This window comes from Octadecabacter sp. R77987 (assembly GCF_042466115.1).
Taxonomy (GTDB): domain Bacteria; phylum Pseudomonadota; class Alphaproteobacteria; order Rhodobacterales; family Rhodobacteraceae; genus SW4.
Window position 1 is genome coordinate 1,221,582 of sequence record NZ_JAXHBQ010000001.1, and the last position, 22,638, is coordinate 1,244,219.

Consider the following 22,638-nt stretch of genomic DNA (forward strand, 5'->3'; position numbering starts at 1 on the left):
TTGGCACGGCGCAGACCGTTTTCAATCACCAAAGCGCGTAACAAGGCCACCAACCCCGTCCCAAGCCCCGCTTTGCAGCGCAAGCCCAAGCACGCGATCAGGGTTCGTGGGCGGCGGCATGGTCACGCCCGAAAGGCGCGAAAAACCGAAACGGGCATAGTATGGCGCATCACCCACCAGCATCACCCGTGTCCAGCCCAGCGCGCGCGCTTTTGTGATCACGGCCTGCATCAGATAACCGCCCAAACCTTCGCCCTGACGTGTCGGGTGGACCGCGACGGGACCCAGCAGTAACGCAGCCTTGCCCCCGACTTTCACCGGCCAGTTGCGGATCGCCCCCCCGACGACACCGTATTCACGCGCCACTAGGCAAAGGTCGGCCACAGGCGGCACCCCGTCACGCAAACGATACGACGACAGCGCCTCGCGCCCGGGCGCAAAGCTAAGGTCAAACAGCGCTTCGACCTCCCACCAGTCGTCATCGGTTTCGATTGCGATTTCCATGGATCACGTTGAACCTTTGTTTTGCTTTCATTGCAAACAGGTTATGCCTGCCTAGACCGTCATCAGAGCCTTGGGATAACCAGCCAGCCTTATGTTTTATGAACCCGAAACGGGCCACGGCCTGCCGCATAATCCGTTCAGTGCCATCGTCGCGCCGCGCCCGATTGGCTGGATTTCAACACGCGGGGCCGATGGCGGCGACAACCTTGCGCCCTATTCGTTTTTCAATGCGGTTGCCTATGACCCGCCGCAGGTGATGTTTGCATCTACCAGCGCCAAGGGTGACCGGATCGGCACCAAGGACAGTGTTTCCAATATCCGCGAAACAGGCGTTTTCGCAGTCAATATCGTGGAATACGCCATGCGTGATGCGATGAACCGCACCAGCGGGCCTTGGCCGCGCGATGTGGACGAATTTGCGGATGCGGGGCTGGAAAAAGACGCCTGCCGCACGATTGACTGTGCCTTTGTCGCCGCGGCGCCCGCTGCATTGGAATGCAAGATGACGCAGATCGTGCAACTGGACGGTGCGGCGAATTTCGTCGTGTTTGGCACGGTTACGGGCGTGCACCTGCGCGACGATTGCATCGTTGACGGGCGGTTTGACGTCACCCGCTTCACCCCCCTCGCCCGCCTTGGCTACAGCGATTACACGGCCGTGCGCGAGGTCTTCAGCATAAAACGACCAACCGACTAATTGACGAAATGCAGCCTGTCAAAGCTGGCCCGCCACGCGGACACTTCGGGAAGCAGGGCGGCAGGATCATTGCTGGCCAGTGCCCGCGCGATCAGATCGGCAAGGCGCGGTGCATCCGCCGCCGTCATGCCCCAGCGCACCAGTTCAGGCGTCCCGAACCGCAGCCCGTTCATGTCGCCCGCCACGTCATCAACCGGCAAGCCGATGCCGCAGGCCAGAAACCCGGCCTTGCGCAGCTTTTTCGACGCCGCCTGCCCGCCGCCATAGGCAGCTGCGTGCAGGGCAAACTGGTGTGAGGCCGTAAACCCCTGCGCGCCGCCAAACACAGGCACCCCGCGCGCGCCCAAAGCACCCGCCAGCGCCATCGCCATATCAATCATCGCCTGCGCATAAGCGGCACCGTGATCGCGCCAATCCAGCATCGTCACCGCCAAGGCGGCTGATTTCGCCGCATCAAAATTGGCCGTCATGCCGGGAAAGGCGATGGCGTCCAGCCGCTCGGTCATTTCGGCATCGTTGGACACGATCAACCCGCCCGCAGGCCCGCCAAGGCTCTTGTATGTGGACATCGTCATGAAATGCGCGCCCTCGGCCAGCGGATTAGACCACGCGCGCCCGGCAATGATCCCGCATTGGTGGGCCGCATCGAACATCACCTTGGCACCAACCTGATCGGCAATGTCGCGCACGGCGCGCACGGGATGTTCAAACAGGTTCAGGCTGCCGCCCACGGTGATCAGCTTGGGGCGCTCGCGTTTGGCCATGTCGCGCAAGGCGTCCACGTCAATGGTATATCCATCCGTATTCACCGGTGCATCCAGCGTGCGCAGCCCGTAAAGCCCCGCACACCCGTCTGCGTGGTGTGTCACATGCCCGCCGATGCTGGCAGGGGGCGCAATGATCGTATCGCCCGCCTTGCAGGTCGCCATAAAGCCGTAAAGGTTGGCAATCGCCCCCGATGGCACGCGAATTTCGGCATACGACGCCTGAAACACCTCGGCGGCAAGTTCGGCGGCAATCACCTCGATTTCCTCGATCGCCTCAAGACCCATTTCGTATTTGTCACCCGGATAGCCCAGCGACGGACGCGACCCGATGCCAGAGGCCAGCAAGGCCTCGGCGCGCGGGTTCATCACGTTGGTGGCCGGGTTCAGGTTGAAACACTCGCGTTCGTGGATATCGCGATTGCGCGCGGCCAGCGCGTCTATCCGGTGGAGGATATCGCCCGACGTGGCCGCCGCCGTCTGCCCCGCAATCCCCTGCACAAGCGTTTCGCAATTTTCCGGCACCCAGGCCCTGCGCGCGATGGTCATGATCTTGATCCTTTGATGGTTGCCGCCAGCTTTCCCAACTTCGCCTTGCACTGCAAACCAGAATTTCAGATGCTGGCTTTAGATTTTCTAGGGGTAATTTATGGCAGTCTCGCCCATGCGCCCGAAAGGGCCACCGCTGAACGCATTGCGCGCATTCGAAGCCGCGGCGCGGCTGGGCAGCTTTGCCGCCGCCGCCGAGGAGCTATGCGTGACGGCGGGCGCCGTTTCCCAGCAGATCAAATCGCTTGAAGACTGGGCGCAGGTCACGCTGTTTCACCGCCGCGCACAGGGTGTATCCTTGACGCCAGCAGGGACGGCCCTGATCCCGACCCTTGGCACGGCCTTTGACGCGCTGGGGCAAGCGGTGCGCGATCTGCGCCAGTCTGCCCGCCACACCGCGTTGCATATCGCGGCCATGCCCAGCGTTGCACAACTCTGGCTGTCGCCGCGTTTGCGTGCGATCCGTCGCGCCCTTCCCGATGTGCAAATCTCGGTGACTGTCACCGAGGCACCACCCAACCTCGCGCGCGAGCTTTTCGATGCCAGTCTGTTCATGCGCGAACCCGCAAGCGCGCCGGGCGCTCTTGAACTGGTGGATGACACGATCTTTCCGGTCTGCACCCCCGCGCTGGCGGCACGGATCACTACACCGCAGGATCTTGCACACCACACCCTGCTGCACGATCAAGCCTGGGCGCGCGATTGGCCACTGTGGGCCCGTGCCGCAGGCCTGAACGGTGCGCATCTGACGGAGGGTCCGCAGTTTTCGCTTTATGCGCTGGCTCTGGACGAGGCAAAGGCGGGCGCCGGCATTTTGATGGGCCATGCGTGCCTTGTGCAGCCTGCACTTGAAGACGGCAGCCTTTGCCGCCCGTTCGCACAGTCTGTCGCCACAGGAAGCGCGCTGATGCTTGAAACGCCACCCGCGCACGCGCCCTCAACGGTAACGCGCCGCCTGATAGACGTCCTGACGGCCAATCAATGCCCGCCCAGCACCCCTGTGCGCACGGAATAATCGGCGGCGATTTCGTAATCGGGATCATCGTCGCTGTCGATCATCAGGTGCCCTGCCTTGGTCAGCAGACGGTGGCAGTCACGCGACAGGTGGCGCAGGCGGATCTGCTTGCCTGCGTCCTCGTAACGGCCCGCGATTGCCTCGATCGCCTGCAACGCGGATTGGTCGACCACGCGGCTGCGGTTGAAGTCGATGATCACGGTATCGGGGTCATTTTCAACGTCAAAGATTTCGTTGAATCCGTCCGTTGACCCAAAGAACAGCGGCCCTTCGATTTCATAGACCTTGGCCCCTTTTTCGGTGTTGCTTTCGCGGGTGATCGCATGGATGCGCTGCGCGTTGTTCCATGCATAGGCCAGTGCCGACACGATCACGCCAACCACCACGGCGGTGGCCAGATCGGTCCAGACTGTGACAACCGTGACCAGCACAATCACAAAGGAATCCGTCAGCGGCACCTTGCGCAGGATCGTCAACGAATTCCACGCGAATGTGCCGATCACCACCATGAACATCACGCCCACCAACGCGGCCAGTGGGATCTGTTCAATCAGACCACTGGCGAACAGGATAAAGGCCAGCAAAAACAGGGCCGCAACGATCCCCGCGATGCGGGTGCGTCCGCCGGATTTCACGTTGATCATGGATTGGCCGATCATCGCACAACCACCCATGCCACCAAAGAAGCCGGTCACGGTATTGGCAACCCCTTGGGCGATGCATTCCTGTGACGCACCGCCACGCTTGCCGGTCATTTCACCGACAAGGTTCAGGGTCAGCAGGCTTTCGATCAGGCCGATCGCCGCCAGAATGACAGCAAAAGGCGCGATGATATAAAGCGTTTCAAGGGTGAACGGCGCAAGCATATCACCATAAAGGCCAACCCCGCCTTCGCCACCAAAGCTGAACGGCATGTGGAACGGCGGGAACGTCCCGCTGATCGAGGACAGATCGCCGACGCGCGGCACTTCAAGCCCAAGGCCAATCACAATCGCCGCGACAATCCCGATCCCCGCCAACGGGGCCGGCACGATCTTGGTGATCCGTGGCATGACCCAGATGATCGCCATGGTCAGCGCCACCAAGGCCAGCATCAGGAACAGCGGCGCGCCGGTCAGCCATTCACCGCTGGCCATCCTGTGCCCGCCGCCACCTTCGGCCGATCCGGGCACCTGAAACTGGCCCAGTTGCGCAAGGAAAATCACGATCGCAAGGCCGTTCACAAAGCCCAGCATCACCGGATGCGGCACAAGCCGGATAAACCGGCCCCAATGCATGAAGCCGACAAAAAGCTGGATCAGCCCCATCAGAATGACGGTCGCAAACAGGTATTCAACGCCGTGCAGCGCCACAAGGCTGACCATCACGACCGCCAATGCCCCCGTCGCGCCCGAAATCATCCCCGGACGCCCGCCGATCAGGGCCGTGATCAAGCCAACGATGAACGCCGCATAAAGCCCGACCAGCGGATGCACACCGGCAACAAAGGCAAAGGCCACGGCCTCGGGGACAAGGGCCAGCGCAACCGTCAGACCCGACAGCACTTCGGTGCGCAGCACAGATGGGGTCAACCCCTTGGTCGTGGGTTTCAGATCATGGTCATCAAGACGTTGGGCAAAGGCCGCGAGCATGGCTTTGGGCAAGAGAGTCACCTGTATTTTCGGATTTTGACCCCACCTATCGGGCGCGCGGCGCAATGTCACGCCCCTTGGCCGCCCCATTGCGCGGTGTTGCAGGCATCACACGTCATTTTTGCGTGCTGGCCACTTTTCATTTCAACAGCCGCGCGCCAAACTGGGGACAACCCATGCGCGAAAGGACAAGCCACATGCCCCGGACGACAATCGGAATCATCGGTGGATCAGGTGTTTACGATATCAAAGGGCTGGACGGGGCAACGTGGCGCACTGTGAACGGGCCTTGGGGCGCGCCGTCCGATCAAATCCTCACTGGGGGCTTGAACGGCGTCGATATGGCCTTTCTGCCACGCCACGGGCGCGGGCATGTTCACACGCCGTCAACTGTCCCTTATCGCGCCAATATTGACGCGCTGAAACGGCTGGGCGTGACCGATATCATCAGCGTCAGCGCCTGTGGTTCATTTCGCGAGGACATGCCGCCGGGTGATTTCGTGATCGTCGATCAGTTCATCGACCGGACCTTCGCGCGCGAAAAGTCGTTTTTCGGCACGGGATGCGTGGCGCATGTCAGCGTGGCCCATCCGACCTGCACGCGCCTTGGCGACATCCTGTCAGCCGCGGCAAAAACCGCCGACATCACCGCCCATCGCGGCGGCACCTATCTGGCGATGGAGGGGCCACAGTTTTCAAGTGTGGCGGAATCCAGGATGTATCGCGCATGGGGCTGCGATGTCATCGGGATGACCAACATGCCCGAAGCCAAACTCGCCCGCGAGGCGGAAATCTGCTACGCCTCGGTCGCGATGATCACCGATTTTGACAGTTGGCACCCTGATCACGGTGCAGTCGACATCAGCGATATCATCGCCACCCTTGGCGCGAATTCCGCCAATGCGCGCAGCCTGATCAGCCAGCTTCCCACCCTATTGGGTGGCACGCGCGTTGACTGCCCCTGCGGCTGTGACCGCGCGTTGGATCACGCTGTGATGACGGCGCCCGACAAACGCGATCCCGCACTTGTGAAAAAGCTGGACGCGGTTGCGGGGCGTGTGCTGTGAAATATCTTGCCGCCCTTTTGTTCGCCCTGTCCCTGCCCGTTTCGGCGCAGGAATTCATCGCCAGCAACGGCCCCCTGACGGATGATGATTTTTACAACACCGTTGCCTGCGGTGCGCGACCGGGGGGCGAGTGCCAAGGGCCCTATGTGCGCTGGGTGCCGCCCAACGGTGATGCAATCACCGTCGCCTTTCAACCGGTCCCCATCACTTTTCCGGCGGGGCTTGAACGCGCCCTGTCGCAGTCACTTGATCGGGCAATCCAGCAGTTGAACAACGTCACCGGCGCGATCGAACTGCGCCGCACCTACAAGTCCGGCAGCGCGGATATCGCGATCTATCTGCAAAGCATCGTTGCGGGTGACGACATCACCGGCATCGGTGTTCCCGAACTGGAAGGCGTGGAAATCGGCGCGGCAATCGTGCAGGTCTGGTGGAACGGCAACCTTGAGATCACCGAAGCCGTGATTGTCTTTGCCAGCGACATCCCGCTGGACGAGGCAGATTCCATCATGCTCGAAGAGCTGACCCAAGGGCTTGGCCTGCTGACCGATATCCGCAATCCGTTCTATGACGACCGCTCGATCTTTTCCGAAGATTCCAACTCGGTGCGCAAACTTGGCCCACAGGACCGGATGGCCATCGCACGCCACTACGCCAACGCAAATTGACCTCGCAGGACATATTCATGAAAACCGTCAAAGACTACATCCGCACGATCCTCGACTTCCCGCATGAAGGGATCATGTTTCGCGATGTGACGACCCTGTTCGCGCACCCACGCGGATTTCGTATGGCGGTTGACCAACTGCTGCACCCCTATGCGGGCGAAGATATCGACGTTGTCATCGGGCTCGAGGCGCGCGGCTTTATCCTTGGCGGCGCAATCGCGCACCAGCTTGGCAAGGGTTTCGTGCCGATCCGCAAAAAGGGCAAACTTCCCGGCAAAACGATCGAACAGGCCTATGCGCTGGAATACGGCGAGGCGGTGATGGAAATGCACGACGATGCAATTCAGGCCGGTGCCAAGGTTCTGGTTGTGGACGATCTGCTGGCTACGGGTGGCACTGCCGAGGCAGGGATCAAACTGATCGAACGGCTGGGTGGGCAGGTGATTGGTTGTGCCTTTGTCATTGACCTGCCCGACCTTGGCGGGCGGACGCGGCTGGAAACGCTGGGCATGGATGTGCATGCGCTGTGCACCTTTGACGGCGACTAGGTGCGCAGCACCGCGCCGGGGTTCATGATACCATCGGGATCAAGGGCGGCCTTGATCGCGCGCATCATCGCCAGCTTGGCTGGATCGCCGTAGCGTTCCAGATCATCCACCTTCAAGCGCCCGATCCCGTGTTCGGCGCTCACAGACCCGCCGAACGAATGCGCCAGATCATGCACGGCTGTCTTGATTGCATCGCGACTGTCGCGGAAATCGTCGCGTGATGCGCCATGGGGCGGAAAGACGTTGTAGTGCAGATTGCCATCCCCAAGATGGCCAAAGCAATTGATCCGAAAATCGCCAATTGCCGCTAATGTCTCCCCGCCCTGCGCAATGAAATCGGGGATGCAGGACAGCGGCACGGAAATATCATGGGACGAGATTGACCCGATCCGCCGGTTTGCCTGGGGATGCTTTCGCGCAGATGCCAGAATGCGGCGCGTTGCGCCAAGGACTGCGCAATCACCCCGTCCGTGACCAACCCTGCCGCATCGGCGGCACCATAAAGATCACCAAGCGCATCATCCGGCGACAGCCCCCGCGGCAAGCCCAGATCAATCAGGACCATCCAGTCGGGCTGATCCGTGAATGGCCGCGCCACCTCCGGCCCCACCTCGGCCAGAAAATCCGGCCCCTGGCGGTGCATCAGTTCAAAGGCGTTGATCGTATCCCCAAGCCGCTCTCCAGCGAGCGCAAGCAGTTCCAGTGCTGCCACGGGCGAATGCACGGCAAAGATCGCCGCGCCAACCTCGGCAGGCACAGGCACCAGCCGCAGCGCCGCTGCCGTGATCACCCCCAGCGTGCCTTCCGCGCCGATCATCAGGTCACGCAGGTCATATCCGGTGTTGTCCTTGCGCAGCCGCGACAGCCCGTGCCAGACCGTCCCGTCAGGGCGCACGACTTCAAGGCCCAGACACTGCGCCCGCGCATTGCCATAACGCAGCACATTCACACCGCCCGCATTTGTTGACAGCAACCCGCCAATTCGCGCCGACCCTTCGGATGCAAGCGACAGCGCGAACATCCGGTCAACGTCAGACGCGGCGCGATGAACGTCAGCCAAAATGACGCCCGCATCAACGACGATCACGTTTTCGGACGGATAAACTGCACGGATCGCGTTCATGCGTTCAAGTGACAGAACAACGGGCGCTGGCCCATCGGGTTGCAACTGCCCGCCCACCAATCCGGTGCCGCCACCATAAGGCACAACGCCGATCTGCGCCTGCGCGCAGGCCGCGACGATCAGCGCAACTTCATCGGTGCTGGCGGGCGCAAGCACCAGCCCCTTCCCTGTCCAGCGTCCACGCGGTTCTTGCAGATAGGGGGCCGTATCAGCGCGAAATGTCGCGGCAGGCAGCCGGCTGCGCAAGCCGTCCTCGAACGCTGCCGTGACCCCGTTCAGCATTGCCCTACCCCACATCCGTTTTGCCGCGCCGATCACTGCGCAGGTTGGCGTAAAGCACGTGGTTGCGCCAGCGCCCGTTGATCTGAAGATAGCTTTGCGCCACGCCTTCATATTTGTAGCCGCATTTTTCCAGCAAGCTGCGCGAGGCGGTGTTTTCAGGCAAACATCCTGCCTCGATCCGGCTCAGGTCAAGGGTGTGAAAGGCGTGATGCACGACCGCGCCAATCGCCTCGCGCATGTAGCCCTGCCGCGCAAAAACCGCGCCGATCCAGTAACCTGTCGTGCCAGCCTGTGCCGGGCCACGGCGGATGTTGTCCAGCGTGATCGCCCCCAGCAGCGCCTCGTCCTTGCGCCGGATCAGAAACAGCGGCACCGCCGTTCCGCTGCTGATTGACCGCTGCGCCCAATAGACCCGATTGGTAAAGGCTTTGCGGCTAAGGTGATCGCTGGCCCATGACGGCTCCCACGGTGTCAGGAATTGCGCACTGGCCTGCCGCAACGCCGCCCAACTGCGAAAATCCGCATGGACCGGCGGGCGAAGCGTAAGCCGTTCGGTTTCAATGCGGACTTTGCGTTTGGGCCTTAGCATCAGGCGGCAAGCCTTTCGCGCAGGGCCGCAAGATCAGGTGTGGCCTTGGCCGGACCATAAATCGTCAGGGCCGCGCCCGATTTTGTCACCATGTCAGCGGCAAGACTTTTGACATCACCGGTCGTGACCGCATCAATCCGCGCGATCACTTCTTCCAGTGGCGGCACGCGCCCCCAGATCGACACCATGCGCGCCAGCCTTTCGGCACGGTTTGACGGGCTTTCCAGCCCCATCAGCAGCCCCGCCTTCATCTGCGCGCGCGCACGCGCGACTTCGTCTGCGCGCATGTCATCGGCGCTGCGCTTAAGTTCATCCATGGTGATCGCAGCCAGATCGCCGATCTGATCGGCAGATGTGCCTGCATAGATCGTTGTCATACCCGTATCCGCATAGGCACCGGCCTGCGCAAAAATCGTATAGCACAAGCCCCGCTTTTCGCGCACTTCCTGAAACAGGCGCGAAGACATGCCGCCACCAAGGGCCGTCGCATAGATCTGCGCCGTATAGATTTCAGGGTCGTTATAGGCCGGGCCTTCGAGGGCAAGGGCAAAATGCACCTGCTCAAGTGATTTGACCTCGTGGCGCTCACCGCCCTGAAACTGCGCGGGCACGATCAGCGCCTGCGCGGGGCCCGCATCCAGATGCCCGAACAGGGCTTCGGCCCGTTTCACGATTGCATCGTGATCAATGGCGCCCGCGGCGGACAGGATCATCTGGCCGGGTTGGTAGTTGGTACGCACAAACTCTGCCAGATCGTCGCGCGAAAACGCGCTGACCCGTTCAACAGGCCCAAGGATCGTGCGGCCAATGGGTTGGTCGGGATAGGCGACCTCTTGCAGCCAATCGAATATGATATCGTCGGGCGTATCCAAGGCCTGCCCGATCTCTTGCAAGATCACGCCGCGCTCGGTTTCAATTTCAGCGGGATCAAAGACGGGGTTCAGCAGGATGTCGGAAATCACATCCAGCGCCAGCGGCACATCATCCTGCAAGACGCGGGCGTAATAGGCTGTCATTTCACGGCTGGTATAGGCGTTGATATAACCGCCCACATCCTCGATCGCTTCGGCAATTTGCAGCGCGCTGCGGGTCTTGGTCCCCTTGAACGCCATATGTTCAAGAAAATGCGCAATCCCGTTCTGGGCAAGCGTTTCATTGCGCCCGCCCGCATTGACCCAAATGCCAAGCGAGGCAGATTTCAAACCGGGCATGTGTTCGGTGACGATCCGCAGACCGTTGGACAGGGTATGAAGTTGGACGCTCACGCGGTGATCCGTTCTTTGATGATGGTTTGCAGGGCGGACAGGTCGTTGGCAACGCGGGTGACACGTTCGTCGCGCGCGAACAGATCGGCCATATGGGGGGGCAGTGCGGGGCGCGTGCCTGTGGCCTGTTCCACTGCATCGGGGAATTTCGCGGGGTGGGCAGTGGCCAGCGTGACCATCGGGGTCGGCCCCAGATGATCGTTGGCAACGCGCACGCCGACAGCGGTGTGCGGACAGAACACTTCGTTGGTCACGCCAATTTGGCCACCGATTGTCGCCAGCGTTTCATCCTCGGATACGCGGCCGGATGCAAAAGTGTCGCGCAGCATCTGATAGGCCCCCTGGCTGATCTTGAACCCGCCTTTGTTCTTCAGATCATCCATCTGCTGCGCAACCACAGCACCGTCCTGCCCATAGGCATAAAACAACGCGCGCTCAAAATTGGACGAGACCTGAATATCCATCGATGGGCTGATGGATGGCGTGACGCCCTCCTTCACTTGCTCACCCGTTTGCAGGGTGCGGTGCAGGATATCGTTCTGGTTCGTCGCGACGACCAACTGGTCAATCGGCAGGCCCATTTCCTTGGCGATGTAGCCCGCGAAGATGTCACCGAAATTGCCCGTTGGCACGGTGAAACTGACCTTGCGATGCGGTGCGCCAAGGCTGACAGCGCTGCTGAAGTAGTAAACAACCTGCGCCAACACGCGGCCCCAGTTGATGCTGTTCACACCGGCAAGGCTAACCTCGTCGCGGAAATCGAAATCGTTGAACATATCCTTCAGTGCGGCTTGGCAATCATCGAAATCGCCATCGACAGCCAACGCATGCACATTGGATTCGGACGGTGTGGTCATCTGGCGGCGCTGCACTTCGGACACGCGGCCATGCGGGAACAGGATAAACACATCAACGTTAGACAGCCCCTTGAAGGCTTCGATCGCGGCTGACCCCGTATCGCCCGATGTGGCCCCGACAATCGTGATCCGCTCACCGGACCGCGACAGCGACGCCTGAAACATCTGACCGATCAACTGCATGGCGAAATCCTTGAACGCCAGCGTGGGGCCATGGAACAGTTCCAGCAGGAAATGATTTGGCGCAAGTTGCACCAACGGCGCGCGCGCGACGTGGCCAAAGCCACTGTAAGCCGCATTGATCAACCCACGAAATTCGCCGTCCGTGAAGGTATCCCCGATGAACGGGCGCATCACGGTGAACGCGATATCCTCGTAAGACTGCCCTGCCATCGCGGCGATCTGGTCAGCCGACAGGGTCGGGATCATGTCAGGCACATAAAGCCCGCCATCGCGCGCAAGGCCCGTCATCATCGCCTGTTCAAACGTCAATTTGGGCGCCTGCCCGCGGGTCGAGATATATTGCATCTTAGTCCTTAGTGCGCAGGATGCGCGTGATCCAAAACAGGGTCATGATGGCCCAGACGACAGCCAACAGAAACCATGTAATTGCATAGTTCAGGTGATCGTTTTTGATGCCGCTGGTGTCAACGGGCAAGGGCGCGATCCGCGCATCCAATCCGTCAGCGTTGTTCAAAACCACCATGATCGGCAGGGTATCAAGGGCAGCGGCCATCGCCGCGACATCACGCCCGAACCAGATATTCTTGCCAAGGTCCGGCGCGGGGGTGGACGCATTCACATCATCGGGCCAGACCAGATTACCCGTGCCGTTCAACGGACCAAGGCTGCGCGGCGCGTCTTTGGCATCCAGCGCAATCAACCCCTGATCCAGCAGGATGCGCCGCCCGTCTTGCAGTTGCAGCGCAGTGATGGCGCGATATCCCGTCCCTTGGGCGGTGCCCGACGTCAGTACATGCAGCTCCTCACCCACGGGGACGCCTGCAAATTCCACCGCCATATAGGCATCACGCGCAGCACCGGGGTCGTCTGGCACGGCCAGGGGCGCTGCGGCCAGGCGGGCGTTGATATCGGCCAGCACGCCCTCTTTCCACGCGAGCCGGTCGACCTGCCAGAATCCCAGCCACAGCAGGATGGCGATACCGCCAAGGCCAAGAACAAGTGGAAAGATCAGACGCGCCATGCGGGGGCCGCTCCGGTGTCAGAATGCGAAACGCGCGAGGGGTTCTCGCGCGTCTCTGGTCTTGTGCAAAGCTGGCAAAGGGTCAACCCCTGTCAGTGCGTCAGGCACCCCAAACGTAGATCGAGGCGAACAGGAACAGCCAGACCACATCAACAAAGTGCCAATACCATGCGGCAGCTTCAAAGCCGATGTGCTTTTCGGGGGTGAAGTGGCCCGCATAAACGCGCATCAGGCAGACGAACAGGAAGATCGTGCCGATGATCACGTGGAAACCGTGAAAACCCGTCGCCATAAAGAAGTTCGCGCCGTAAATGTTACCGGCAAGGCCGAACGCCGCGTGGCTGTATTCATAGGCCTGAAACACCGTAAAGATCGCGCCAAGCGCAATCGCCAGGATCAGCCCCTGCTTGATGTCACGGCGGTTGTTTTCATGCACCAGCGCGTGGTGCGCCCATGTTGCAGCCGCACCCGAACACAGCAGGATCAGTGTATTCATCAACGGCAGGTGCCAGGGATCAAAGGTTTCAATGCCAACCGGCGGCCAGACGCCATCAACCAGCGGGCTTTCAGGGCCCATGGGGTAAAGCGCGTGCTTGAAAAAGCTCCAGAACCAAGCGGCAAAGAACATCACTTCGGACATGATGAACATGATGAAGCCATAGCGCAGACCGATGCGGACCACGGGCGTGTGATCGCCCACTTCGCTTTCGACAATCACGTCAGCCCACCAGCCATACATGCAGTAAAGCACACCGGCGAGACCGATCAGGAACATCCACGGGCCGTTGTCCTGCATCCACATGACACCGCCAAACAGCATGATGAACGCGCCCAGCGCTGACAGCAGCGGCCAGATAGAGGGGTTCAGAATGTGATAGTCGTGGTTCTTTTCGTGCGCCATGTTGGTCTTCCCTATTCCCAAGTCTGGGGCCCATTCAGTTGGGCTTGGTGGTTAGTTCAAATCTATGGCGGGTGTCTCCGCCGGTGTCAAAGGGGCAAGTGCGGCCTGCGCGTCATCTTCGGGCAGGTCGATCTGGTAAAACGTGTAACTCAGCGTGATCGTGTGGACATATTGCCCCTCGCGATCGTCGACGATGGCGGGGTCCACGAAAAACGTCACGGGCATCAGCACGCTTTCGCCCGGTTGCAACACCTGCTCGGTAAAGCAGAAGCAGTCGATCTTGTCGAAAAAGCCGCCCGCCTCGTAGGGGGTGACGTTATAGGACGCCTGCCCCGCGATGGGCTGATCAGTCGGATTGGTCGCCTCGTAAAAGGCCAGTCCGGTTTCACCGATGCGCAGGGTCATTTCACGTTCTACCGGTTTGAACGTCCAGGGCATGTCGCGTTCAAGGCTGCCATCAAAGCGGATGGTAATGGTCTGGTCCAGAACCGTGTCACTGCCCGCTTCGGCCACGTTTGTGGTTCCGCCAAAACCGGTGACACGGCAGAACCAGTCGTAAAACGGCACCGATGCCCAGGCAAGGCCACCCATCAAGAGCACAACGGCCACGGTCTGCGCCAAGGTGCGCTGCGGTCCCTGAAGGCGAGGCAGAATCATTGCGCGCCCTCCTCTGTGGCGTCGATCACGGCGGGTTCAAGCTGTGGTCGGGCCACATGATCAAAACGTTCCATCTGGGCAATACTGGGCAGGTTCAGAACCTTGACAACCGTCAGCCCGAACACAATCGCAATGAACCCAAGCAGCAACAACAAGACACCCCTGTTGCGGCCGCTGCGGCGCTGGTGGATTTCGTGTTCAACGTGAAGTGCCATTACCAGCCCCCCAAGCCCCAAGGCCGCAGGGCAGCCTCGGCCAAAAGCGCACCAAAGTGCAGGAACAGATAGTAAAGCGAGATTTTGAAAACGTGCTTTTCAAGGGCGTAGTTGTCGGCCTCGGCGTCCGCCTCGACGCGGCGCCAGATGTCATAGGCGCCTTTCAGGAACCATGCATTCAGCACCAAAGCGGTCGCTAGATAGATCGGCCCGCCAATAGACGTAAACGCGATGCCAAGCGCCACTGGCACCAGCGCGATTGTGTAGCCCAGCACGTGGTTGCGCGTGACACGGCGACCATGTGTTTCGGTCAGCATCGGCACGCCGGCATCGCCGTAGTCGGATTTCACGAACAGGGCCAGCGCCCAGAAATGCGGCGGCGTCCACATGAAGATCAGCGCGAACATCAGCAGGCTTTCGAGCGATACGCCGCCCGTGGCAACGGCCCAGCCGATCATCGGCGGGAAGGCCCCCGCCGCACCGCCAATGACGATGTTGTGCGGTGTCGACCGTTTCAGCCACATGGAATAGACCACGGCGTAGAAAAAGATCGTGAAGGCCAACAGACCGGCCGCAAGGAAATTGGCCGCCAGCGCCAGCAGGATCACGGCAAAGCCCGACAGGGCCAGACCAATCGCCAGCGCTTCACCCGGCTGGACACGGCCCGCAGGGATCGGGCGGTTGGCCGTGCGCTTCATCAGCACGTCGATGTCCGCGTCCCACCACATGTTCAACGCACCCGACGCGCCCGCGCCCACGGCGATGCACAGCACGGCCACGAAACCGATGAAGGGATGAACCGCAACCGGCGCGACCAGCAAACCGACCAGCGCCGTGAACACGACCAAAGACATCACGCGCGGCTTGAGCAGGGCAAAATAATCGCCCATCTGTGCCTCGTGCTGTTTGGTCTCTGGCAGGCTTGCGTCTGTCATCTGGTCCTCAAGGGGCGTGGGTTGAAACCCACCTTACAAAACAGTGTGGGTTCATAACCCACATTACGGGATTGCGGGTAAGGTGGGTTATGAACCCACCCGCCCCTTAGGCAGGGAATTCTTCCTGCGCACCGGCCAGCCATGCGTCATAGACCTCCTGGCTGACAACCTTGACGGTGATCGGCATATAGGCGTGATCCTTGCCGCAAAGCTCGGAACACTGGCCGAAATAGATACCCTCTTGCTCGGCGGCGAACCAAAGCTGCGCAAGGCGGCCGGGCACCGCATCCTGCTTGACGCCAAAGGCCGGGATCGTCCACGAGTGGATCACATCCGCACCCGTGACCTGCATCACCACAGTCGCACCAACGGGAACAATCACCGATGTATCCGTGGCAAGGCGGAATTCGTCATCCGAATACCCGGCCTCGGCCAGCTGCGCCGAAATCCCGTCATTCAGGTTTCCTTCGCCGTAACCGATCATGTAGCTTTCAAAGAACACGCCCTCGTCAAGGTATTCATAGCTCCAATACCACTGATAACCGGTGACTTTGATGGTGATATCGGCCTCGGGAATTTCCTGCTGCTTGAACAGGACGGGCAAGGAAAACGCGCCGATCACCACAAGGATCACAACCGGCACGATCGTCCAGGCCACTTCGAGGGGCGAATTATGCGTGAATGTCGCGGCATTCGGGTTCGCACGTGCGTTGTAGCGCAAGATCACAAAGGCCAGCAGACCCGTGACAAACAGCGTGATCACAGTGATGATCACCAGCAACATTCCGTCAAGCCAGTGCAAGTCGCGCGCCAGTTCCGTCGCGGCGGGTTGCCAACCCATTTCACCGTCTGTCGGCGCACCGACGATTTCCAGATCTTCGATGGCCGTTTGTGCCGCGACACCTGTGGCGAGAAGTGCGGCGCCTGCTGCGGCCCCGAGCTTGGTGACGAAATTGGTCATTCGCATATCATACCCTGCTTTGATGGTGCCCTGTGGCACCTGTCGTGAGTTGTCCGTGAAAGGCGCGTTGCCACACCCGACACGGAATCCCGTTGTATCCATAAGCGGTCATCCCATATCGTGCGCAGTAACTCAAGAACGAGAGTTGCGGCAAACGGACGCTTTTTGACCTAGATCAAAGCCCAAGGAAGGAAACCGCCAAATGAACATCGACCCATTCTGCCCATTTGACACGAATCTTGATCAGGATACGGCGCTGTCATTGCTGCGCGAGGCTGTTGCGGGTGCCGATGACGGTGAATTGTTTCTGGAACGCCGCCGCGCCGAAGTGCTGTCATTCGACGATGGTCGGGTCAAGACCGCAAGTTACGATGCCTCCGAAGGGTTCGGGCTGCGCGCCGTGCGTGGTGAAACCGCCGGATACGCTCATTCCACAACTTTGGACGAACACGCCTTGCGCCGCGCCGTGGCCACGGCCCGTCTGGCCGTTGGCGATGGCGGCGGCACGCTTGCAGATGCCCCGCCCCGCACCAACCACATACTCTATGCCGACACCGACCCCATGACCGAGGCGACATTCCCCGCCAAGATCGACATCCTGCGCGAGATTGATGCCTTTGCCCGCGCGCTTGACCCGCGTGTCGTGCAGGTCAGCGCCACCATTGCCGCCTCGCACCAAGAGGTCGTGATCCTGCGCCCCGAAGGCACATTGGTCACTGATATCCGCCCGATGAGCCGCGTAAACATCAACGTCATTGTCGAACAGGACGGACGCCGCGAATCCGGCGGCATGGGCGGCGGTGGCCGTGCAGGCCTCATCGGTTTGATCGCCCGCGAGGCTTGGGAACCTGTCGCCCGCGAGGCGTTGCGCATCGCCCTTGTGAACCTTGACGCCGAACCCGCCCCCGCAGGTGTGATGGATGTGGTCCTTGGCAACGGCTGGCCCGGCATTTTGCTGCACGAGGCCGTGGGCCATGGGTTGGAGGGCGATTTCAACCGCAAAGGTTCATCGGCCTTCGCAGGCCTCATGGGCCAGCAAGTCGCGGCCAAGGGTGTGACCGTGCTGGATGATGGCACAATTCCTGATCGTCGTGGCTCCATCACCGTCGATGACGAAGGCACACCATCGGCCAAAAACGTGCTGATCGAGGACGGCAAGCTGGTCGGCTATATGCAGGACCGCCAGAACGCCCGTCTGATGGGCGTGGCCCCCACCGGCAACGGACGGCGCGAAAGTTTTGCGCATATCCCGATGCCGCGCATGACAAACACCTATATGCTGGGCGGCGATACGGACCCCGCGAGCCTCGTGGCCGACCTGAAAGATGGCATTTATGCCGTCGGGTTCGGCGGCGGGCAGGTCGATATCACCAACGGCAAGTTTGTCTTCAGCTGCACCGAAGCCTACCGCGTCAAGAACGGCCGTATCGGCGCGCCTGTCAAAGGCGCCACCCTGATCGGCGACGGGGCCACCGCAATGAAACAAATCCGCGGCATCGGCAACGACATGGCGCTGGATCCCGGCATCGGCAACTGCGGCAAAGCAGGCCAGTGGGTGCCCGTGGGCGTTGGCCAACCCAGCCTGATGATCGGCGGGTTGACCGTGGGTGGTGCGGCTGCGTGACACGCTGGCCTGCGATCCACACGACTGTCGGCGGGCAACGGCATCTGACAGGCAGGATTTACGCTGGCCTTCTGGCGCTCATGCTGATCGTCGTGCCGGCTTGCGGGGTTATGGTCGCGGTTGTCGCAGGCTGGATGGGCAACGGCCTGAACGGCAGCGGACCGATGTCAGTTCTTGCGCTGGTCGGCGTGTTTCTTGGCTATTCGCCGATCCTGTCGTGGGCGGGGCTGTTGATTGGCATGCCGCTTTCGGTTCTGGCGATGTCCAAAGGCAAAGCGGGCTGGCTGGTCGCGCTTGCTGCCGGAGCAATCGCTGGCGGCCTCATCGGGCTATTGCTGCAAGCTGTTGTCGTGACCGCGCCCTTTGGCGCGCTGTTCGGCGGGCTCTATTGGCTGTTCACGCGCTGGTTGGCCCCCGCGGCCCTCTTGTTGCAGCTTGATCAGGGCGGGTCCCCAGCTTAGCGGACCGATATGGTGGCGACCCATACGGTTTCCATACGCTTTCCATACGCCGTTTTTCGGCCCCTGTTTGGCTGACGCGTAACTCTAAGGGGCGATATCGCGCGTCTTCACCTCTCGTTAACCCAGACGGTCTAAACCTGATTCTGCAACAGGCGGAGGACAGGGAATGACCGAAGAACGACTTTCTTCCACTCACCCCCCACTCCCACCCACCACGGAAGATGATCGGCTGAACTGGCTTCGTCTGTTGCGCTCGCGTCGCGTTGGGATAGTGACGTTTTACCGCCTTTTGGCCGAACATGGCACCGCACGCGCCGCCCTTGATGCGCTGCCCGATGTGGCCCGCGCCGCTGGTGTCACTGATTATGAAATCTGCCCTGAAGGCGTTGTTCTTGCTGAATTAAAAACCGCACACCGTTCCCGTGCGCGGATGTTGTGTATCGGCGAGGCTGATTACCCCGCCCATCTGGCCGAAATCGACAGCCCGCCCCCAATTCTGTGGTGCATCGGCGATACTGCCCTGCTCAAACGCCCGCTGATCGCCATGGTCGGCGCACGCAATGCGTCCTCCTTGGGGACACGCATGACCAAACACCTGGCCAGCGATCTGGCCAAAGCTGGCTTTGTTGTCGTGTCGGGCCTCGCGCGCGGCGTTGATGCCGCTGCCCATCTGGCCGCCCTTGATGGTGGCACCGTGGCTGTGCAGGCGGGTGGCGTAGATGTCGTATATCCCATTGAAAACAGCGCATTAGCCGACCAGATTGGCCTTAAGGGGTTGCGCATTTCCGACCAACCCATGGGTGTGCAACCGCAGGCACGCCATTTCCCAGCCCGCAACCGGATCATTTCCGGCCTTGGTCAGGCCGTTGTCGTGGTCGAGGCTGCGGCGAAATCGGGCAGCCTGATCACCGCACGCAATGCATTGGATCAAGGGCGCGATGTGCTGGCCGTGCCCGGCCACCCGTTTGATGCCCGCGCATCGGGGTGCAATATGCTGCTGCGTGACGGCGCGACGCTGGTGCGCAACGCCCAGGATGTGATTGATGCGCTTGCGCCGATGGCAGAACAGCAAACAGCCGAATTACCCCTTGATCCGCCCACCCCAGCGCCGAAGAAATCCAGCCTGCGTGATACCGCAAAGCTGCACAGCCGTATCCTATCGCAGCTTGGCCCCTCGCCATTGGCCGAGGATCAGTTGATCCGCGATCTGGCTCGCCCTGCGACGGAAATCGCACCGGTCCTTCTGGACCTCGAACTTGATGGCAAGATCCAGCGCCAACCGGGCGGGTTGCTGTCACGGGTGAACTGAACACCAGCCAACGAAGCCCGTGATTTGCGTCACCTGCGCGCAAGTTTCACAAGGCCCGTTGACAATCCCCCACGCCCCCCCACATGTTGCCGCGCCAGTGCCCCATGTTCGTTTGCAAAGGATTCCCATGCCAGTCGTCGTCGTTGAATCCCCTGCTAAGGCCAAGACAATTAACAAATATTTGGGGGACAACTACACCGTTCTGGCATCTTACGGTCATGTGCGTGACCTGCCGCCAAAGGATGGCAGTGTTGACCCTGACGCCGATTTCGAGATGCAGTGGGAAGTCGCAAGCGACAGCAAAAAGCATATCAAGGCGATCGCCGATGCATTGGCCAAGGACAACAACCTGATCCTCGCCACCGACCCCGACCGCGAGGGCGAGGCCATCAGCTGGCACCTTGAAGAAGCACTGCGCAAACGCAAGTCCATCAAGAAAGACACCCCCGTCAGCCGTGTGGTGTTCAACGCCATCACCAAGGCCGCCGTGACCGAGGCGATGAAAAATCCCCGTTCGGTCGATCAACCCCTGGTCGAGGCATATCTGGCCCGCCGCGCGCTGGACTATCTGGTGGGATTCAAACTTTCGCCCGTGCTGTGGCGCCGCCTGCCCGGCGCGAAATCCGCAGGCCGTGTGCAATCGGTCTGCCTGCGCCTGATCGTCGAGCGCGAAATGGAAATCGAAGCCTTTAACGCCCGCGAATACTGGAGCGTCAAAGCCCTGCTCGATACACCGCGCGGCCAGCCTGTCGAGGCGCGTTTGACCGTGCTTGCAGGCAAAAAGCTGGAAAAGTTCAGCCTCGAAAACGCCACGCAGGCGGAAATGGCCGAAACTGCGGTGAAATCCCGCGATCTGACCGTCAAATCCGTCGAGGCGAAACCGGCCAACCGCAACCCTTCAGCGCCCTTCATGACCTCGACGCTGCAACAAGAGGCATCGCGCAAATTCGGCTTTGGCGCGCGTATGACCATGAATGCGGCCCAGCGTCTTTATGAGGCCGGATTGATCACCTACATGCGGACCGACGGCATTGATATGGCCCCCGAAGCCGTCAGTGCCGCACGCGACGCGATCAAGGACAAGTATGGCGCGGATTACGTGCCTACCAGCCCGCGCATCTATAAAAACAAGGCCAAGAACGCGCAGGAAGCCCACGAATGCATCCGCCCTACCGAACTGTCCAAGGACGCAAGCGAAGCGAAAATCGCCGACCCGGACCAGCGCAAGCTTTATGATCTGATCTGGAAGCGCACGATCGCCAGCCAGATGGAAGGTGCACGCATGGAGCGCACCACCGTCGATATCGCCAGCGCTGATGGGCAGGTCGAACTGCGCGCCACCGGGCAGGTCGTGTTGTTCGATGGTTTCTTGCGCGTCTATGAAGAAGGCCGCGATGATGACGTGGTCGATGACGACGACAAGCGCCTGCCGCAGATGGCCACGGGCGAAGGCATGACCAAAAAATCGGTCACACCCGAACAGCATTTCACCCAGCCCCCGCCGCGCTACACCGAAGCCACGCTGGTCAAACGCATGGAAGAACTGGGCATCGGCCGTCCATCGACCTATGCCAGCATCGTCACCACGATTCAGGACCGCGAATATGTCCGCAAGGAAAAGAACCGCCTGATCCCCGAGGACAAGGGGCGATTGGTCACGGCCTTCCTGACCAATTATTTCCGCAAATATGTAGGATACGACTACACCGCGAGCCTTGAAGAAGAGCTTGATTATGTCAGCGCGGGTGATGCGGATTACAAAAAGCTGCTCGCCGATTTCTGGGCCGACTTCAAAGTCACCATCGACGAGGCGATGGACAATTCCATCACGGATGTCCTTGAAAAGATCAATGAAGTCCTTGCACCGCACATCTTTCCCCCCAACGAGGACGGCACCGATCCGCGCCTTTGCCCCAACTGCGGTGCGGGGCGTTTGTCGATGCGCACGGCCCGTTCGGGCGGTGCCTTCATTGGCTGCTCGAACTACCCCGACTGTCGCTATACCCGCGCCTTTGGCCCCCCCGGCGGCGACAATTCCGCAGGCATCCCGCCCGAAGGCAAACTGCTGGGCGAAGATGCGGGCGACAAAATCTGGATTCACAAGGGTCGCTTTGGCCCCTACGCCCAGCGCGGCGAAGTCAGCGACGACAACAAAAAGCCGCCCCGCCAGTCGATCCCCAAAGAATGGCCCCCCGAGGAGGTTGAGCTTGAAACAGCCGTCAAACTGCTGTCCCTGCCCCGCCTGATCGGCCCCCACCCCGAGGATGGCGTGAACGTCTGGGCCAATATCGGCCGCTATGGCCCCTATATCAAACACGCCGAAAGCACATCCGAAAGGGGCGGCACCAATGCCAACCTCGAAGGGCTGGACGAAGTGTTTACCGTCGGCATGAACCGCGCCGTGCAATTGCTGGCCGAAAAGGTCGCCTCGCGTGGTGGGCGTGGCGGTGCAGCCAAGACCCTGCGCGATCTGGGCGAACACCCCGATGGCGGCCCCGTGGCAATCATGGAAGGCAAATACGGGCCGTATGTGAAGTGGGACAAGATCAACGCAACCCTGCCCAAGGACAGCGACCCCGAAGCGCTGACCATGGAACAGGCCGTTGACCTGATCGCCGAAAAGGCCGCCAAAAAGGGAACGCGCAAGAAAGTAGCCCCGAAAAAGAAGGCCGCCGCCAAGAAACCCGCCGCGAAAAAGGCAGCGGCCAAGAAGAAACCTGCGGCCAAGTAACGCCCGCCGCAGCGCAGCAATCTCATTGACTCTCCCCGCATCGGACGCAACAACTACGCGAACCGATGCGAGGGGCACTTC

At 60.8% G+C, this 22,638-nt stretch carries 21 protein-coding genes and 1 pseudogene; 9 read left to right on the top strand and 13 right to left on the bottom strand.

Annotation, left to right across the window (positions count from 1 at the left end):
- Positions 1-21: 21 nt before the first annotated feature.
- Positions 22-504 (bottom strand): GNAT family N-acetyltransferase, encoded by a 483-nt coding sequence (locus SJY21_RS06160; protein ID WP_377507683.1) that lies wholly within the window; start codon positions 502-504, stop codon positions 22-24.
- Positions 505-595: 91 nt separating this feature from the next.
- Between SJY21_RS06160 and SJY21_RS06165 the strand changes: the two genes are divergently transcribed.
- Positions 596-1,201 carry a flavin reductase family protein gene (locus SJY21_RS06165; RefSeq protein WP_377507686.1) on the top strand — a complete coding sequence of 202 codons (606 nt, stop codon included), beginning with the start codon at positions 596-598 and terminating at the stop codon, positions 1,199-1,201.
- Here the strand turns inward: SJY21_RS06165 and glyA are convergent.
- Positions 1,198-2,514 carry a serine hydroxymethyltransferase gene (gene glyA / locus SJY21_RS06170; RefSeq protein WP_377507689.1) on the bottom strand — a complete coding sequence of 439 codons (1,317 nt, stop codon included), beginning with the start codon at positions 2,512-2,514 and terminating at the stop codon, positions 1,198-1,200. The two genes, SJY21_RS06165 and glyA, sit on opposite strands and share 4 nt — an antisense overlap.
- A gap of 100 nt (positions 2,515-2,614) precedes the next feature.
- Here glyA and SJY21_RS06175 point away from each other — a divergent pair, with 100 nt between their 5' ends.
- Positions 2,615-3,529, top strand: a complete 915-nt coding sequence (locus SJY21_RS06175) for a LysR substrate-binding domain-containing protein (protein ID WP_377507692.1) — start codon at positions 2,615-2,617, stop codon at positions 3,527-3,529.
- On the opposite strand, the gene SJY21_RS06180 is transcribed toward SJY21_RS06175, so the two are convergent.
- Positions 3,493-5,160, bottom strand: a complete 1,668-nt coding sequence (locus SJY21_RS06180; protein ID WP_377513165.1) for a SulP family inorganic anion transporter — start codon at positions 5,158-5,160, stop codon at positions 3,493-3,495. The two genes, SJY21_RS06175 and SJY21_RS06180, sit on opposite strands and share 37 nt — an antisense overlap.
- A gap of 197 nt (positions 5,161-5,357) precedes the next feature.
- On the opposite strand from SJY21_RS06180, the gene SJY21_RS06185 reads away from it, so the two are divergent.
- Genes SJY21_RS06185 through SJY21_RS06195 form a run of 3 tightly spaced genes read left to right on the top strand, consistent with a single transcriptional unit; the run spans position 5,358 to position 7,443 of the window.
- Positions 5,358-6,227 carry an S-methyl-5'-thioadenosine phosphorylase gene (locus tag SJY21_RS06185; protein WP_377507695.1) on the top strand — a complete coding sequence of 290 codons (870 nt, stop codon included), beginning with the start codon at positions 5,358-5,360 and terminating at the stop codon, positions 6,225-6,227.
- The gene (locus tag SJY21_RS06190) at positions 6,224-6,895 is read left to right on the top strand and encodes a DUF2927 domain-containing protein (RefSeq protein WP_377507698.1); all 672 of its coding nucleotides are present in this window, start codon (positions 6,224-6,226) and stop codon (positions 6,893-6,895) included. The genes SJY21_RS06185 and SJY21_RS06190 overlap by 4 nt, the downstream gene beginning before the upstream one ends.
- Before the next feature lie 17 nt (positions 6,896-6,912).
- Positions 6,913-7,443: an adenine phosphoribosyltransferase gene (locus SJY21_RS06195; protein ID WP_377507700.1), complete on the top strand. Its 531-nt coding sequence runs from the start codon at positions 6,913-6,915 to the stop codon at positions 7,441-7,443.
- On the opposite strand, the pseudogene SJY21_RS06200 reads toward SJY21_RS06195, so the two are convergent.
- The 10 genes and pseudogenes from SJY21_RS06200 to coxB all read right to left on the bottom strand — a co-directional run bounded on the left by SJY21_RS06200 (position 7,440) and on the right by coxB (position 16,438).
- Positions 7,440-8,848, bottom strand: a pseudogene (locus SJY21_RS06200) (FAD-binding oxidoreductase). The gene SJY21_RS06195 and the pseudogene SJY21_RS06200 overlap by 4 nt on opposite strands.
- A 4-nt stretch (positions 8,849-8,852) precedes the next feature.
- On the bottom strand, positions 8,853-9,437 hold the full coding sequence (locus SJY21_RS06205) for a GNAT family N-acetyltransferase (protein WP_377507703.1): 585 nt from the start codon (positions 9,435-9,437) through the stop codon (positions 8,853-8,855).
- Positions 9,437-10,702 carry a M16 family metallopeptidase gene (locus SJY21_RS06210; protein ID WP_377507706.1) on the bottom strand — a complete coding sequence of 422 codons (1,266 nt, stop codon included), beginning with the start codon at positions 10,700-10,702 and terminating at the stop codon, positions 9,437-9,439. The genes SJY21_RS06205 and SJY21_RS06210 overlap by 1 nt, the downstream gene beginning before the upstream one ends.
- Positions 10,699-12,087 (bottom strand): threonine synthase, encoded by a 1,389-nt coding sequence (gene thrC / locus SJY21_RS06215; protein ID WP_377507709.1) that lies wholly within the window; start codon positions 12,085-12,087, stop codon positions 10,699-10,701. The genes SJY21_RS06210 and thrC overlap by 4 nt, the downstream gene beginning before the upstream one ends.
- Position 12,088: 1 nt before the next feature.
- Complete coding sequence (locus SJY21_RS06220) at positions 12,089-12,763, bottom strand: SURF1 family protein (RefSeq protein ID WP_377507711.1); 675 nt, start codon at positions 12,761-12,763, stop codon at positions 12,089-12,091.
- Positions 12,764-12,863: 100 nt separating this feature from the next.
- Entirely contained in the window at positions 12,864-13,664 is an 801-nt protein-coding gene (locus SJY21_RS06225) for a cytochrome c oxidase subunit 3 (RefSeq protein ID WP_377507714.1), read from the bottom strand.
- A 51-nt stretch (positions 13,665-13,715) separates the two neighbouring features.
- Positions 13,716-14,321 carry a cytochrome c oxidase assembly protein gene (locus SJY21_RS06230; RefSeq protein ID WP_377507717.1) on the bottom strand — a complete coding sequence of 202 codons (606 nt, stop codon included), beginning with the start codon at positions 14,319-14,321 and terminating at the stop codon, positions 13,716-13,718.
- Positions 14,318-14,536, bottom strand: coding sequence for a hypothetical protein (locus tag SJY21_RS06235; protein ID WP_377507720.1), 219 nt, complete (start codon positions 14,534-14,536; stop codon positions 14,318-14,320). The genes SJY21_RS06230 and SJY21_RS06235 overlap by 4 nt, the downstream gene beginning before the upstream one ends.
- Positions 14,536-15,471 (bottom strand): heme o synthase, encoded by a 936-nt coding sequence (gene cyoE, locus SJY21_RS06240; protein ID WP_377507723.1) that lies wholly within the window; start codon positions 15,469-15,471, stop codon positions 14,536-14,538. The genes SJY21_RS06235 and cyoE overlap by 1 nt, the downstream gene beginning before the upstream one ends.
- Before the next feature lie 106 nt (positions 15,472-15,577).
- The gene (gene coxB, locus SJY21_RS06245; protein ID WP_377507725.1) at positions 15,578-16,438 is read right to left on the bottom strand and encodes a cytochrome c oxidase subunit II; all 861 of its coding nucleotides are present in this window, start codon (positions 16,436-16,438) and stop codon (positions 15,578-15,580) included.
- Positions 16,439-16,634: 196 nt separating this feature from the next.
- Here coxB and tldD point away from each other — a divergent pair, with 196 nt between their 5' ends.
- The 4 genes from tldD (at position 16,635) to topA (ending at position 22,557) form a co-directional block, all read left to right on the top strand.
- A complete protein-coding gene (gene tldD / locus SJY21_RS06250) occupies positions 16,635-18,056 on the top strand; it encodes a metalloprotease TldD (RefSeq protein ID WP_377507728.1) in 1,422 nt (473 codons plus the stop codon).
- Complete coding sequence (locus tag SJY21_RS06255; protein ID WP_377507731.1) at positions 18,053-18,517, top strand: hypothetical protein; 465 nt, start codon at positions 18,053-18,055, stop codon at positions 18,515-18,517. Before tldD ends, SJY21_RS06255 begins: the two co-directional genes overlap by 4 nt.
- Positions 18,518-18,683: 166 nt before the next feature.
- The gene (gene dprA, locus SJY21_RS06260; RefSeq protein ID WP_377507734.1) at positions 18,684-19,826 is read left to right on the top strand and encodes a DNA-processing protein DprA; all 1,143 of its coding nucleotides are present in this window, start codon (positions 18,684-18,686) and stop codon (positions 19,824-19,826) included.
- A gap of 127 nt (positions 19,827-19,953) precedes the next feature.
- A complete protein-coding gene (gene topA / locus SJY21_RS06265; protein ID WP_377507737.1) occupies positions 19,954-22,557 on the top strand; it encodes a type I DNA topoisomerase in 2,604 nt (867 codons plus the stop codon).
- Positions 22,558-22,638 lie beyond the last annotated feature (81 nt).